This window comes from Caldicoprobacter guelmensis, assembly GCF_016908415.1.
GTDB classification, from domain to species: Bacteria; Bacillota; Clostridia; order Caldicoprobacterales; family Caldicoprobacteraceae; genus Caldicoprobacter; species Caldicoprobacter guelmensis.
Genome location: NZ_JAFBDW010000004.1, coordinates 17,059 through 31,285 on the forward strand (window position 1 = coordinate 17,059; position 14,227 = coordinate 31,285).

At 46.0% G+C, this 14,227-nt stretch carries 14 protein-coding genes; all 14 read left to right on the forward strand.

Features of this window, described 5'->3' with window-relative positions:
* Positions 1-4: 4 nt before the first annotated feature.
* Positions 5-811, forward strand: coding sequence for a glutamate racemase (gene murI, locus JOD02_RS06235; protein ID WP_204487999.1), 807 nt, complete (start codon positions 5-7; stop codon positions 809-811).
* Between the two features lie 19 nt (positions 812-830).
* Positions 831-1,478: an MBL fold metallo-hydrolase gene (locus JOD02_RS06240; RefSeq protein WP_204488001.1), complete on the forward strand. Its 648-nt coding sequence runs from the start codon at positions 831-833 to the stop codon at positions 1,476-1,478.
* A gap of 83 nt (positions 1,479-1,561) precedes the next feature.
* Complete coding sequence (locus JOD02_RS06245; protein WP_204488002.1) at positions 1,562-3,172, forward strand: CTP synthase; 1,611 nt, start codon at positions 1,562-1,564, stop codon at positions 3,170-3,172.
* 506 nt (positions 3,173-3,678) lie between these two features.
* Positions 3,679-5,823 carry a transcription termination factor Rho gene (rho, locus tag JOD02_RS06250; protein WP_243426382.1) on the forward strand — a complete coding sequence of 715 codons (2,145 nt, stop codon included), beginning with the start codon at positions 3,679-3,681 and terminating at the stop codon, positions 5,821-5,823.
* Between the two features lie 25 nt (positions 5,824-5,848).
* Positions 5,849-6,913 (forward strand): sporulation integral membrane protein YtvI, encoded by a 1,065-nt coding sequence (gene ytvI / locus JOD02_RS06255; RefSeq protein WP_204488004.1) that lies wholly within the window; start codon positions 5,849-5,851, stop codon positions 6,911-6,913.
* Positions 6,914-7,028: 115 nt separating this feature from the next.
* Positions 7,029-7,241, forward strand: a complete 213-nt coding sequence (gene rpmE, locus JOD02_RS06260; RefSeq protein ID WP_204488006.1) for a 50S ribosomal protein L31 — start codon at positions 7,029-7,031, stop codon at positions 7,239-7,241.
* Positions 7,242-7,312: 71 nt separating this feature from the next.
* Positions 7,313-8,239, forward strand: a complete 927-nt coding sequence (locus JOD02_RS06265) for a DUF1385 domain-containing protein (protein ID WP_204488008.1) — start codon at positions 7,313-7,315, stop codon at positions 8,237-8,239.
* Position 8,240: 1 nt separating this feature from the next.
* Complete coding sequence (gene prmC / locus JOD02_RS06270) at positions 8,241-9,110, forward strand: peptide chain release factor N(5)-glutamine methyltransferase (RefSeq protein WP_204488009.1); 870 nt, start codon at positions 8,241-8,243, stop codon at positions 9,108-9,110.
* Between the two features lie 82 nt (positions 9,111-9,192).
* Positions 9,193-10,269, forward strand: coding sequence for a peptide chain release factor 1 (prfA, locus tag JOD02_RS06275; protein WP_204488011.1), 1,077 nt, complete (start codon positions 9,193-9,195; stop codon positions 10,267-10,269).
* A 78-nt stretch (positions 10,270-10,347) separates the two neighbouring features.
* Complete coding sequence (locus tag JOD02_RS06280) at positions 10,348-11,073, forward strand: ZIP family metal transporter (protein ID WP_204488473.1); 726 nt, start codon at positions 10,348-10,350, stop codon at positions 11,071-11,073.
* Between the two features lie 86 nt (positions 11,074-11,159).
* On the forward strand, positions 11,160-12,242 hold the full coding sequence (locus JOD02_RS06285; RefSeq protein WP_204488013.1) for an L-threonylcarbamoyladenylate synthase: 1,083 nt from the start codon (positions 11,160-11,162) through the stop codon (positions 12,240-12,242).
* Entirely contained in the window at positions 12,239-12,706 is a 468-nt protein-coding gene (locus JOD02_RS06290) for a low molecular weight protein arginine phosphatase (protein ID WP_243426384.1), read from the forward strand. The genes JOD02_RS06285 and JOD02_RS06290 overlap by 4 nt, the downstream gene beginning before the upstream one ends.
* A gap of 70 nt (positions 12,707-12,776) precedes the next feature.
* The gene (gene rpiA / locus JOD02_RS06295; RefSeq protein ID WP_204488015.1) at positions 12,777-13,484 is read left to right on the forward strand and encodes a ribose-5-phosphate isomerase RpiA; all 708 of its coding nucleotides are present in this window, start codon (positions 12,777-12,779) and stop codon (positions 13,482-13,484) included.
* Between the two features lie 47 nt (positions 13,485-13,531).
* The gene (gene upp / locus JOD02_RS06300) at positions 13,532-14,161 is read left to right on the forward strand and encodes a uracil phosphoribosyltransferase (protein WP_204488016.1); all 630 of its coding nucleotides are present in this window, start codon (positions 13,532-13,534) and stop codon (positions 14,159-14,161) included.
* Positions 14,162-14,227 lie beyond the last annotated feature (66 nt).

The following is a 14,227-nucleotide window of genomic DNA, read 5'->3' on the forward strand; positions in this document are numbered from 1 at the left end:
GGCGGTGGATTTAAGGCCTATAGGAGTATTTGATTCAGGACTGGGCGGCTTGACGGTGATGAAAGAGTTGATGGCTCAGCTTCCTTACGAAAATATTATATACTTTGGCGATACGGCGCGCCTCCCATATGGCACCCGTTCGAGGGAGACCATTATTAAGTATTCCATGCAGTGTATACGGTTTCTCCTTACTCAGAACATAAAGGTAGTGGTAATTGCTTGTAATACAGCAAGCTCAATGGCTCTTGATGCCGTAAGAGAGGTTTTTGATATCCCTATAATAGGGGTTGTTAAACCCGGCGCGGCAGCTGCTGTTAAAGCTACGCGCAATGGCAGGGTGGGCATAATAGGTACTGAGGCTACAGTACAAAGCGGCTCATATGCGCGGGCGATTGCTAGTTTGGATTCACATATACAGACTCGCAGCATAGCCTGTTCTTTGTTTGTACCTATAGTGGAAGAAGGGTGGAGTGACACGCCTATAGCTTATTTAACTGCCGAGAGATATCTTGGGCCTTTGAAGGAGTGGGGTGCCGACACACTTATACTAGGATGTACCCATTATCCTTTGCTTATGGATACCATCTCAAAGGTCATGGGCCCTGATGTAATATTGGTTAATCCTGCGATAGGGACGGCTCTTGAAGTTAAGCGGATTTTGGAACAGAGGGATATGCTCAATAAAAGCGGTCAAGAGCCCGAATATCTCTATTATTTAAGTGATTTTAGCCAACGATTTAAACAAATAGGCAGCCGTTTTTTAAACAGGGAAATAGAATATGCTGGCAAGGTGGATATTGAAAACTATTAAAAAAAGGAGGAAGAGGATTATGAAAATAACTTGGTTTGGACATGCCTGTTTTAAATTGGTTTCAGACTCTGGAGTGGTTGTAATTACTGACCCGTTTGATGAAACCGTAGGATATAGGCTTCCCAATGAACAGGCTGATGTTGTCACAGTGAGCCATCAGCATTTTGACCATAATTATGTGCAGGGAATACGGGGTAATCCAGAGGTAGTGGACAAGATAGGGAATTTTTACATAAAGGATATATCCATTAAGGGAGTAAAGAGCTATCACGATGACCAGGGTGGTAGCAAAAGGGGTATAAACATAATATATGTATTGTACATAGATGGAATAAAGGTATGCCATTTGGGAGATTTAGGACATGCCCTTTCGAATGACCAGGTTGAGCAAATAGGAAAAGTGGACGTGCTGCTCATTCCTGTGGGTGGAACCTATACCATCGGTGCAAGTACAGCGGCTAACGTGGTATCGTCCTTAAAGCCTTCCATAGTGATTCCTATGCATTATAAGACCGATAAGGTTCATTTCCCTATTGATGGCGTGGATAAATTCCTTGAGGTCATGGGAGGGGGCAATTACCTTAACAGCCATACATTGGAAGTTAAAAAGGAGGATGTGGACAGCAAGGAGACCCGTGTCTTGGTACTGGAGTACAAATCCCACTAAAAATTCCTTGACAATGAGATTTAAAGCTGTATAAAATTGATGGTTGTAGAAATTTGCTGAAGCATGTTTCGGAGGGGGATACAGTGGCTAAATTCATATTCATCACCGGAGGGGTGGTGTCTTCTCTCGGGAAAGGGATAACCGCTGCGTCTTTAGGAAGGTTGTTGAAAAGCAGGGGGTTGAGGGTTTCCATCCAGAAATTCGACCCCTATATTAATGTTGACCCGGGTACGATGAGTCCATATCAACACGGGGAAGTTTTTGTCACTGAAGATGGTGCCGAGACCGATTTAGACCTGGGGCATTACGAACGGTTTATAGATGAGAATTTAAGTAAGAATAACAACGTGACTGCTGGAAAGATTTACTGGTCAGTCATTAACAAGGAACGTCGAGGGGATTACCTTGGAGGCACAGTTCAGGTGATTCCCCATGTGACTAACGAGATAAAGGATAGGATTTTCCGCGTAGCGCAGGAGTCAAATGTGGATGTGGTAATCACTGAGATTGGTGGTACGGTGGGAGATATTGAGAGCCTACCTTTTTTGGAGGCCATCCGTCAAATCAAGTGGGAAGTAGGGGCAGACAATTGCATGTATATACATGTTACTCTGGTCCCATATCTGGGTAAGGCAGGAGAACTCAAGACCAAACCTACTCAGCACAGCGTTAAAGAGCTACGCAGCATAGGTATACAGCCTGATGTAATAGTGTGCAGGTCTGAAAAGCCACTCAGCCGGGAACTTAAGGAAAAGATAGGACTGTTTTGCAACGTTGAAGCTAGGCAGGTGGTACAAAACCTGGATGCCGATAATTTATATGAGGTACCCTTGCTGCTCAAAAAAGAGGGACTGGATGACCTGGTGATTGAAAGGTTGAAGCTCAACTGTGGACAAGCTGATTTGGATGAATGGTGTGAAATGGTAAGGCGCATGAAAAATTTAAAAAACAAGGTTGTCATCGGGCTTGTAGGCAAATATGTGGAGCTTCATGATGCGTATCTCAGTGTAGTGGAGGCACTCTCGCACGGGGGTCTTTATCATGATACCGAAGTGAATATAAAGTGGATTCATTCTGAGCAAGTAGACCAAAATAACGTGAACACCCTGTTGTCGGATGTAGATGGAATATTGGTGCCGGGAGGCTTTGGGGATCGAGGCATAGAAGGTAAGATGTACGCCAGCAGGTATGCCAGGGAAAACAAAATTCCTTATTTTGGGATATGTTTGGGTATGCAGCTGGCAGTAGTTGAATTTGCACGAAATGTGGTGGGGCTTGCCGGTGCTAATAGTACTGAATTTGATCCCAATACCCCCTATCCTGTGATACACCTTATGCCGGAGCAGGAAAAAGTGTACCTAAAAGGTGGGACCATGCGATTGGGAAGATATCCGTGCAAGACTTTGGACAATACGTTGCTTAGAAAGGCTTATGGACAGGAGGTTGTAGAGGAGCGACATCGGCATAGGTATGAATACAATAACAGCTTTAGAGATATACTTTCATCTCACGGACTTATTGTTTCAGGTATTTCGCCGGACAATCGTCTGGTGGAAGCGGTGGAATTGGTTGGTCATCCTTGGTTTGTGGGTGTTCAGTATCATCCTGAATTTAAGTCTCGTCCTAATAGGCCACATCCTCTATTTAGGGATTTTGTAGGGGCTGCTTTGAGATATAGAAATTGCAAGAAATAATAAGGGACTTAATTTTTGTGGAACCCTGCTAATTTTAAGTGGGGTTTTTTTGTGAATTTTTTTGTTGACAGCTTAAGTGTTTTAGATTATGATATCTCTAAACTGTTCATAATACCATATTTGTGGGTACCCTTGGCTGCCTTTCAAATCTACTTTCTCAGATGGGAAAGTTTAACTTTACACAAAAGCTTAAGTTTTGTCCAATTTGCTTTTGTAGTGTTTATAATAAAAGGTGTTTTGGGTTAAAAGGTAGTGTGGTAAATATAGTTGTATTATGTTGAAAAGCTGTGCCTTATACGAGCGTTTTTATACTATTTCTAGATGTTAGGGTATGGCTGTATGAAAGACGAGAAGCTGGAAATAATATGGAAGTGAAAAAAACGTATTCCCGTCGGCATTTGAAAAAGCATCCCCGTGTTCATGATATTCCTGTGCTTGTATAAATCCAACTACTACTAAAAATACAGCAAATAAAAATTCCACACAGAAAGCGAGGAGAAAGGACTTTGGATTTAAGTAGATTTGATTTAAATAATTTGGAAAACAACAACATATTTGAGCTTAGGGAATTTGGCAAGGAAATAGGGGTAAAAGGTGTTACCAGATATAAAAAGGCTGAACTCATTGAGCGTATAAAGACAAGGCTAAGGGAAATAGCTGAGGAGCAGCAGAGGGAGTGGCTTGCCCAAAAGCAGGGAGAACGGGGCGGACTTCTCCTAAGGGGAGAGGTTCAACCTTTCGATGAGAATGCTCAGCAGATGACGCAGCAGGAAACTGAGCAGGATCAAACTGTGCAAAAAGAGTGGCAAATTGCCCAGCTTGAGCAGGAAGAACAGGGTAGTGAAATCGTGCAACAGGAGAAGGAAGAAAGGCTGGTCGAGCAACAGACGGAACAGCAGACGGTGCAGAAAGAGCCGGCTATTCAGCTGCAGCAGGAAACTGCTCAGCCTAAGCCTACTAGAAGGGGACGGCCCAGAAAAAAGAAAGTAGAGTTAATACAGCGAGAGGATACAAAGGGTGAAGAAGCTGCTCAGCAGCTGCACTTGCTTGATCAGGTGGAGCAGCAGGCACAAAAAGGTGTAGATGAAAAGCGGGAAGATTTAGAGCAACGACATGTGCATATGGTAAAGCAGGACCAAGAGGAAGTGCAGGTTCAAAAGGCTGAGCAGCTTGAGGAGAGACAATTAGAACAAGAAGGGGTCAAGCCTCAGGAAAAGCCTATACCTGAGGAACAGCAGGCACAGGCTGAAGACGTACGTCAATCCGAAGAACGACAGGTACAGGATGGTGAACGATACCAAATAGAAGAACAACCAGAGCAGCAGGAAGAAAGGGATAAAGCTGTTGCGGCGCGTAAAAAGGAGGACCTGCTGGAAAGAATTATTACAGATAGGGAGGAGTATGAAAGACAGGTTGCCTATGCCCGTAAATACTTTAACACTTCCAACCCTGCTGTGCCCATTCTGCTTAGCACAGGTGAGTGCGGTGATGCTAAGGGCGTATTGGAAGTGCTGCCGGATGGTTATGGATTCCTACGTGCCGAGAACTATATGCCGGGTAGTAAAGACGTATATGTTTCCCAATCGCAGATACGACGTTTTAATCTTAAAACCGGGGACCTGGTAGAAGGCAAGACCCGTCCTGCAAAAGAGGGCGAAAAATTTCAAGCGCTTCTCTATGTGACCGCAGTTAACGGCGAAAACCCTGAAAAAGCCACTCAGAGAAAGCCTTTTGATGAGCTGACGCCCATATTCCCCAATGAGCGCATAACATTGGAGAATCCCAAGAATCCCAAAGAGCTGGCTACGCGGCTTATTGACCTTATAGCCCCTATAGGAAAGGGGCAGAGGGGATTGATCGTATCACCTCCGAAAGCAGGAAAAACTACCCTGCTCAAAAAGATTGCCGATAGCATTGCAACCAATTACCCTGACATATATCTCATAGTATTGCTTATAGATGAACGGCCTGAAGAGGTTACCGATATGCAGAGGTCTATAAAAGGAGACGTGGTGTATTCCACTTTTGATGAGCTGCCTGAGCATCATACAAAAGTGGCCGAGATGGTTTTGGAACGTGCTCAAAGGCTGGTGGAGCACGGCAGGGATGTGGTAATACTGCTGGATAGCCTTACTCGCCTGGCTCGTGCTTATAACCTCACCGTTCCGGCAACCGGTAAGATATTATCAGGCGGTATTGACTCAGCGGCCCTTCATAAACCCAAGAGGTTCTTTGGCGCAGCACGCAATATTGAAGAGGGCGGCAGCTTAACCATTATTGCTACTGCCTTGATAGACACGGGCAGCCGTATGGATGAAGTGATATATGAAGAATTTAAAGGTACGGGCAACATGGAAATCCATTTGGATAGAAAGCTTTCTGAAAAGAGAATCTTCCCGGCTATTGACATCTTCAAGTCGGGTACGCGAAGGGAAGAGCTGTTGCTCAGCCAGAGGGAACTGGAGTGCGTATGGGCCATACGCAAGAATTTAAGCGAAGGGCGGCCAGACAGGGTAATCGAAATTATAATCAATGACCTGCTGCGTACCAATTCCAATGAAGAGTTTATAGATTTAATGCTTGAGCACTTTGAAAAGATGGAGAGAGATGGATATTTTGTCGAGCGCGACAGCTATTACAGCTATCGATAAAATAGTGGTGGGGTATGGGTAAATCATGATAAATATAAGTCCACGACATAGGAAGTATTTAAAAGGCGTAGCATGGATAGCGCTGGTTTTACTGCTGATATTCTTTCTACTCATCAAAGTTTTACCGTATGTTGCTCCCTTTGTAGTAGCCATGTTTATAACCTTTATCATTGAACGTCCGATCAGGTTTTTGACAGTCAAGGTCAAGTTACGCCGGGGAGCGGCGGTGGGCTTAGTTCTCCTACTTTTTACCCTGATTACAGGTGGAATTGTAGTACTCATTTTTGCAGAACTGATCAATGAGATATGGCGTTTAACAAGGGAGATACCCAGTACTCAAGTGGTTAAAGAGTATATAGATGTATTGCTGGGCAGGATACAGACCTTGTATTTGAGCCTGCCTGCCGAGCTTGAAAGAACCATAAGGGACAGCCTGGGCTCTCTTGTGGGGAGCATATCAGCGTTTTTACAAAGCTTGTTGAATTATCTACTCAATATGGTGAAATTTTTGCCTCAAATGTTTCTATTTATAGTGATATCGCTGGTGGCCTCCTTTTTCATGAGCAGAGACAGGGAAAAGATTTCTCGATTTATATACAACCAAATGCCCGAGGGGTGGAGAAGCAAGGTCCGTACGGTCAAAGAGGACCTGTTTGCTGCGCTGGTGGGCTTTATGAAAGCCCAGACTGTCCTCATTTCCGTTACCTTCATTGAACTCTTGATAGGTTATACCTTAATTGGTGTAAAGTATGTCTTTTCATTTGCCCTTATAACAGCAATGGTGGATGCTCTGCCGGTGTTGGGCACCGGTACCATCCTTATCCCTGCTGCAGCCATTAACCTGATGTTGGGCAACGTTTCGAAGGCTTTTGGCTTTATAGCGCTTTATATAGTAATATTGATAGTCCGTCAGTTTTTAGAACCCAAAGTGGTGGGGCAAAGCCTGGGCCTACATCCCCTCGTTACCCTTATCTCGATATATGTAGGGTTGCAGCTTTTTGGAATCGTAGGGCTGTTTTTAGGCCCCATCATCGTAACCATTATAAAGGCTTTGCAAAAGGCCAGGATTTTGCCTCAGTGGAAGACGTAAAATGAGGGCAAAGCTAGTGTTTGAGGCTGAAAAAGTCTTGAAATCCATGTTCTCGATATGCTATACTGTAGTAGTTATAAAAGGGTTGTAATTATCAACGAAAGAGGTGACAGTGATGAAGAAAGGTATACATCCCGAGTATGGAGAGGCCGTAGTAAGGTGTGCGTGTGGTGAGACATTTGTTACCGGCTCTACCAAAAAGGAGATCAGGGTTGAGATATGCTCTAAATGCCATCCTTTCTTTACCGGGAAGCAAAAGCTAGTAGATACAGGAGGACGTGTGGAAAGGTTTAAGAAGAGGTATGGTCTTGATAGCGACCAGGTATGAATTCCACATGAAAGTGCAGATTGGGGTTATACCCTGGTCTGCATTTTTGTTTGTTTAAGGGGTGTTAATATATGAGGAAGTGTGATATAGGGGGGCAAGCGGTACTGGAAGGGGTGATGATGCGCGCTCCTTCACGTGTGGCTGTGGCTGTAAGGCGGTATGATGGAGAGATTGTGGTGCACAGCCAACAGCTGTCTTCCCTGAAGGATAGGCATCCAATCTTTAAATTGCCGATTATAAGGGGAATTGTAACTTTTGTTGAGACGCTGGTTGTGGGCATAAAGTCCCTTATGGCTTCTGCCGAGATGTATGGAGATCCAAGCGCTATGGAAGATTATCGACCATCCAGGTTTGAAAAGTTTGTGGCTGAGAAGACCGGCAAAAAGGTGGAAGATGTGATGTCCTGGTTTGCGCTGTTGCTGGCTGTCGGACTGGCTATAGTTCTGTTTGTTGTGGTTCCCGCCATGCTGACGGGGTTACTGAAGGGATGGGTGAACAGCCGTGTTGCGCTAGGATTGATCGAGGGCTTAATGCGTCTTATCATATTTATCGGGTATATTGTGTTGGTAGCCCGAATCAAAGATATCCATCGGGTTTTCCAGTATCATGGGGCAGAGCACAAGACTATTCACTGCTATGAACACGGCGAGGAGCTATCTATAGAAAATGTTAGGAAATACAGCACGCTGCATCCCAGGTGTGGTACGGCCTTTTTGCTGGTGGTGATGGTGGTAGGTATAGTAGCCTTTTCGGCATTGAGCTGGGATAACGTGATGGTTCGCATCCTCATAAAGATACTGTTGTTGCCTTTGGTGGCCGGTGTCTCATACGAAATAATAAAATGGGCGGGGAGGACCAGCTGGCCGGGCGTAAGATTGGTAATGTTCCCAGGATTGATGCTGCAAAAACTGACTACACGGGAACCTGATGATGCCCAGCTGGAAGTTGCCATAAGGGCTTTTGTGGAAGCTGCAGGGCTGAGCGGCAAGGAGGCTTAAGATGCAGCTGAAAGGGATGGAGGTGTTGAGGAAGGGGCAAAAAATTTTAGAGTGCTGTGATATCCCGGCAGCCAGGTTGGAGGCAGAGATTTTGATGGCCCACATGCTGAAGTGCCAGAGGCATGACCTGTACCTTACAAGGGACTGGAGACTGGATGGTACTCAGGCGCAGGAGTTTTTTGACCTAATATACAGGCGTTGTGAAGGCTGTCCCATTCAGTATATAACCAACAGGCAGGAATTCATGGGGCTGGAATTTTATGTTGATCACAGGGTATTGATACCCCGTGCCGATACCGAAATACTTGTGGAACACGTCATTGCTTGGGCGCGCAAAAGGGTGGAACGTATTCGTATACTGGATGTAGGCACGGGAAGTGGTGCAATTGCTATAAGCCTTGCAGTTTTTTTGCCCAATGCCTGTGTAACCGCTGTGGATATTTCGGGGGAGGCGCTGGATGTGGCAAGGCTTAACGCTCGACGGCATGGCGTTGAGAACCGCATAACATTTCTTGAAGGGGATCTGTTTTCGCCTCTGTATGGCTGTCCTGATGCCCAACCTTTCGACGTTGTTGTATCCAACCCACCGTATATCCCCACTTCGGAGATTGAGGATTTGGAGGTACAGGTTAAAGATTATGAGCCGCGTATTGCCCTTGATGGAGGGGATGATGGCTTAAAGTTTTACGGCCGCCTGGCCAGAGAGGGATTGGAGTGGTTAAAGGCTGGCGGCTTACTAGCAGTTGAAGTAGGGTATGGACAGTCCCAAAAGGTTAAAGCTTTATTGGAAAGTACGGGATGTTATGGGGATATTACCGTACACAAGGATTTGGCGGGTATTGAGCGCGTGGTTTTAGCCATGCGCCGTTGAATTTAGCTTAAACTCGGCGTCGCTATGATCCCATTATCTTGTTTCATTTTTTAAATAAACTCGTGATAAAAGGGGAAGGTATATGCTAGAGAAACTGGAATTCATCGAAAAAAGATACGAAGAGTTGAGCAAGGCACTTGCTGATCCAGATATAATTGCTAAACAGAATGAATGGAAAAAGCTGGTCAAAGAGCACGCCGACCTGGAAGATATTGTGGTCAAATACAGGGAATACAAGGCCATAGAACAGGACATAGCGGTGGCTCGTGAGATGCTAAAAGAAAAGCTAGATGGTGAGTCTTTGGCCATGCTTCGGGATGAGCTGGATGCCCTTGAGGAAAGAAAGGAAAAGGTGCTGCACGAGCTTAGGCTGCTGCTTTTGCCTAAAGACCCAAACGACGATAAAAACGTGGTGATGGAGATACGGGCAGGAGCAGGGGGGGAAGAGGCTGCCCTTTTTGGTGCAGACCTTTTTAGGATGTACAGCAGGTATGCGGAGCGCAAGGGCTGGAAGATAGAGGTCATGAGTGCCAATTACACCGATATGGGAGGGGTAAAAGAGGTCATATTTGTGGTAGAGGGTAAGGGCGCTTACAGTCGATTAAAATATGAAAGCGGAGTTCATCGGGTGCAGAGAATTCCCACCACCGAGTCGGGCGGGAGGATCCACACATCCACTGCTACTGTGGCTGTGCTTCCAGAGCCGGAAGACGTTGAAGTAGAGATAAATCCCGATGATTTAAGGATCGATGTATTCAGGTCGTCAGGGCATGGGGGCCAAAGCGTTAATACAACTGACTCGGCCGTGCGCATAACCCATTTGCCCACGGGTATAGTGGTTACCTGCCAGGATGAAAGGTCGCAGCAGAAGAACAGGGAAAAGGCCATGAGGGTTTTGAAGGCCAGAGTGCTGGATGCCATTCAGAGGGAACGAGAGCAGGAATATGCTCAGGCCAGGAAGAGCCAAGTGGGTACAGGCGACAGAAGCGAAAGGATACGGACCTATAATTTTCCACAGGGGCGTGTCACCGACCATAGGATTGGATTGACCATATACAACTTAGAAAGCTTTTTAGATGGAGACCTGGATGAAGTCATAAATGAGCTTATAATAAATGAGCAGACTGAAAGGCTTAAGAATACCCAGACATCCCACTGAATAATTATTATATAGTGGTATAAGAGCTCTAATGTATGGGGATGGTTTGGGTTGGATAAACTGCCGTTTAGCTGTATTATGGGCACAGCAGCTGGTATTGTGGGTACCGGCTTGGGGGGCTTAATGGGATTTGTTTTAAACAACCCGAGCAGGCGATTTTTGAGCACCCTGCTCAATTTTTCTGCTGGGTTAATGATGGCAGTGGTGTGTTTTGACCTTTTGCCAGAGGCATTTGAAATAGGGGGATTTGGTATAAGTATAATAGGTGTATGCTTGGGCGTGATAATGATTGTAACCTGTGATGAGGCTATAACTTCCTGGAAGAGCTATTTTAAACGAAATAGAAATTCTGCCTTTTTAAGACAGTATATAAAGACCGGGGTATTGCTGGGCATAGGTATTGCGCTTCACAATTTCCCAGAAGGGCTGGCCATAGGTTCGGGTTTTACGGCTATGGAGTCCTACGGCTTGGGATTGAGCCTGGTTATTGCTTTCCACGATGTTCCTGAGGGCATTGCCATGGCTGCGCCCATGAGAATAGGGGGCATGGGCAAATGGAAGGTCTTTTTATCGGCCGTCATGGCCGGCGTTCCAACCGGTATTGGGGCTTTGGTGGGGTATCTGCTGGGTGAGATATCGCCTTACTTTATAAGCCTGTGTTTGGGATTTGCTGGAGGCGCTATGCTGTACATAACGTGTTTAGAGCTGATACCCAGGTCAAGAGACCTCTACAGAGGTAGAGTCCCTGGTCTGGGCCTTATAGTGGGAGTGATAGCAGGGATTGTGGTGTCTTCTCTGCTTTAATATATTGTTTTGTGCACAGGATGAAGGGTATTATATTTAACAAGACATTAAATTATGTATGTTCCCCTGAAAGGAGAAAGGTGTAGTTGGAGACCAGGATACTAAGGATAAATGACATAGACAAAGATTGCGGTGCCCTGTTGGAGGCTGCCAAGCTGATACAGGCAGGTGAATTAGTGGCCTTTCCTACCGAGACGGTATATGGTTTGGGAGCTAATGCTTTGAACTCAGGCGCAGTTCGAAAGATATTTGAGGCAAAGGGACGGCCAGGGGATAATCCCCTTATAGTGCATATTTCAAAGCTGCAAGATGTGGACAGGCTGGTAAGGGAATTGCCTCTGATAGCCACTGTACTTATGGAGCGTTTCTGGCCAGGTCCCCTTACTCTGATTTTAAAGAAGTCCAGCGTCGTGCCAGATATAGTGACGGCTGGTTTGGATACGGTGGCCATTAGGATGCCGCGGCATCCAGTGGCTTTAAAGTTTATAGAATACAGCGGTGTTCCTATTGCGGCTCCAAGCGCCAACAGGTCGGGCCATACCAGTCCCACCACAGCTCAGCATGTTTTGGATGACCTCGACGGCAGGATTCCCCTCATTCTGGATGGGGGAAAGTGTGAGGTGGGTTTGGAATCCACTGTTTTAGATTTGACGGCCGACGTTCCCACAATTTTGAGGCCTGGCGGCGTCACCTATGAGATGTTGACGCAACTGTTGGGAGAAGTAGAGATTGATTCCGGCGCTTTAAAGCCTCTTGAAGGGCGACTTGCTAAATCTCCTGGTATGAAATACGTACACTATGCGCCGCGTGCTCAGGTAGTGGTGGTGCGAGGACAAATTGACGAAATGATAAAGAAGATAAATGAGTTAACGCAGGAGTATATGGAGCAAGGGGTGACAGTAGGAATACTTGCTACTTGCGAAACAAAAGATCATTATAAGGAAGGCAAAGTGCTGGTATTGGGCAGTCGCACTCAGCCAGCCATTATGGCTTCTAACCTATTTTCGGCTTTGAGGCAGTTTGACGACATGGGAGTGAATATTGTTTTAGCAGAGTGGATAGAGCCCAAGGATGAAGGCTTAGCAATAATGAACCGCATGTTGAGGGCAGCAGCCTTCCGTGTGGTTGATGCGGAAAGTTCTACCGTTGGGGGAGGTTTTAGAGGTTGAAAACGGTTCTGTTCGTGTGTACAGGAAATACCTGCCGAAGCCCCATGGCTGAGGCCTTGTTTAAGTACCTGGCAAGGAGGAGTGGGTTGGAGGATATAAAAGCCGTATCTGCAGGGCTGGCCGCTATTGAAGGGGACAGGGCTACTCCTCATGCTATTGAAGTCATGCAGCGAAGAGGGATAGACTTAAGCGATCATCGCGCTAAAAATGTAGATGCTTCACTTGTGGAAGAGGCTGACCTGATACTGACCATGACTTATCGACATAAATCGATACTGAGCAACATGTATCCGCAGGCTACATCTAAGATACATGTGCTTAAGGAATACGTCGAAGACGGGGCAATTAAAGGGGAAATGGCGGAGATACTAGATCCCTTTGGTAAACCTGTTGAGGTGTATGAGAGCTGTGCCATAGAGCTAGAAGAAGTTCTTAAGAAACTGGTAGAAAAGCTGAAAGCTTAATTTTTTATTGCAATTGTCACATACAATAGGTTATAATAGTAAAGAATGTTTTTGGGGGGTATAGTGAAGCATGAAATCCCAAGAAGACAGTAAAAATCTCAAGAAAGTTGTCGGTTTAGCAGCGGCTGACCTGGTAAAAGATGGTATGACGGTCGGGATTGGGACAGGCAGTACGGCTGCGTTTTTTATCGAGGAATTGGGTCGAAGGGTCAAAGAGGGGCTTATCATTCGCGGCGTACCGACGTCTTATCAAGCCAAGCTTATGTGCTATAAGTATGGTATACCATTGCTGGATCCTTCGTTGGTGGACAGGCTGGATATTGCCATAGATGGTGCAGATGAGATCGACTACAGCCTAAACGCCATAAAAGGCGGTGGCGCTGCCAATACTATAGAGAAGATTGTAGCAGCCATGGCCGATGAGTTTGTAATCATAGCTGATCATTCCAAGCTGGTAGAAAGGCTGGCTGTATCTTTTCCGGTGCCGGTGGAGGTCATTCCCGCAGCTCTTGGTTTGGTGATGCGAAAGGTCAAAGAAATCGGTGCCAGGCCTGAGCTCAGGATGGCGGTCAGAAAAGCAGGCCCTGTGGTGACCGATAATGGCAATTTCATGGTGGACCTTTATTTTGACGAAGCGCCTGATGTATATTGGCTAAATCGCGTGCTGAAATCCATTCCGGGAGTGGTGGAGACCGGCTTGTTCTTAGGGATGGCCCACAAGGCCTTGATCGCGTGGGAGGACGGAGTGGAAGTGATGCTGGCTGCTCAAAAAGGATGAATGCCGTGCAGCCAAAGAAAGCCTAATGATAAAAAAGGAGAGGTAGAATGGGTAGAGTACACGTTTTAGATCATCCGTTGATTCAGCATAAGCTGTCCCTTGTCAGGGATAAGGAGACGGGGGCCAAGGAGTTCAGGGAACTGGTAGAGGAGATCTCTATGCTTATGGCCTATGAGGTCACCCGTGATTTACCGCTCAAAGAAGTGGAGATAGAGACTCCGATTGGCAAGGCTAAGACTAAGGTCATATCCGGCAAGAAACTAGGAATCATACCCATTTTAAGAGCGGGGCTTGGAATGGTGGACGGCATGCTCAAACTTATACCGGCTGCCAAGGTAGGGCATATTGGCTTGTATCGTGACCCCGAAACGTTGGAACCGGTAGGGTATTACTGCAAACTGCCTGCAGATGTTGAAGAGAGGGAGCTCATTGTGACTGACCCCATGCTGGCCACTGGGGGGTCGGCATCTGCGGCATTGAATTTGATAAAGCAAAAAGGTGCAAAGAATATAAAATTTGTATGTTTGATAGCTGCACCCGAGGGAATTGAACGCCTTCGACGAGACCATGAAGATGTAGATATATATGTGGCAGCCATAGATAAATGCCTCAATGAACACGGATATATAGTACCTGGTTTAGGGGATGCAGGGGATAGGCTTTTTGGGACAAAATGACCTGGTGAGTCGGTTGCACCGTAAGACAGAATAGTAACGCACAACAGTGGTTTTTAGAGAGGTGGT

Excerpts from the sequence above, each read along its gene's own strand:
- JOD02_RS06240 (WP_204488001.1), top strand. The coding sequence starts at position 831 with ATGAAAATAACTTGGTTTGGACATGCCTGTTTTAAATTGGTTTCAGAC.
- ytvI (WP_204488004.1), top strand. The coding sequence starts at position 5,849 with ATGATAAATATAAGTCCACGACATAGGAAGTATTTAAAAGGCGTAGCA.
- rpmE (WP_204488006.1), top strand. The coding sequence starts at position 7,029 with ATGAAGAAAGGTATACATCCCGAGTATGGAGAGGCCGTAGTAAGGTGT.
- JOD02_RS06265 (WP_204488008.1), top strand. The coding sequence starts at position 7,313 with ATGAGGAAGTGTGATATAGGGGGGCAAGCGGTACTGGAAGGGGTGATG.
- prmC (WP_204488009.1), top strand. The coding sequence starts at position 8,241 with ATGCAGCTGAAAGGGATGGAGGTGTTGAGGAAGGGGCAAAAAATTTTA.
- prfA (WP_204488011.1), top strand. The coding sequence starts at position 9,193 with ATGCTAGAGAAACTGGAATTCATCGAAAAAAGATACGAAGAGTTGAGC.
- JOD02_RS06280 (WP_204488473.1), top strand. The coding sequence starts at position 10,348 with ATGGGCACAGCAGCTGGTATTGTGGGTACCGGCTTGGGGGGCTTAATG.
- rpiA (WP_204488015.1), top strand. The coding sequence starts at position 12,777 with ATGAAATCCCAAGAAGACAGTAAAAATCTCAAGAAAGTTGTCGGTTTA.
- upp (WP_204488016.1), top strand. The coding sequence starts at position 13,532 with ATGGGTAGAGTACACGTTTTAGATCATCCGTTGATTCAGCATAAGCTG.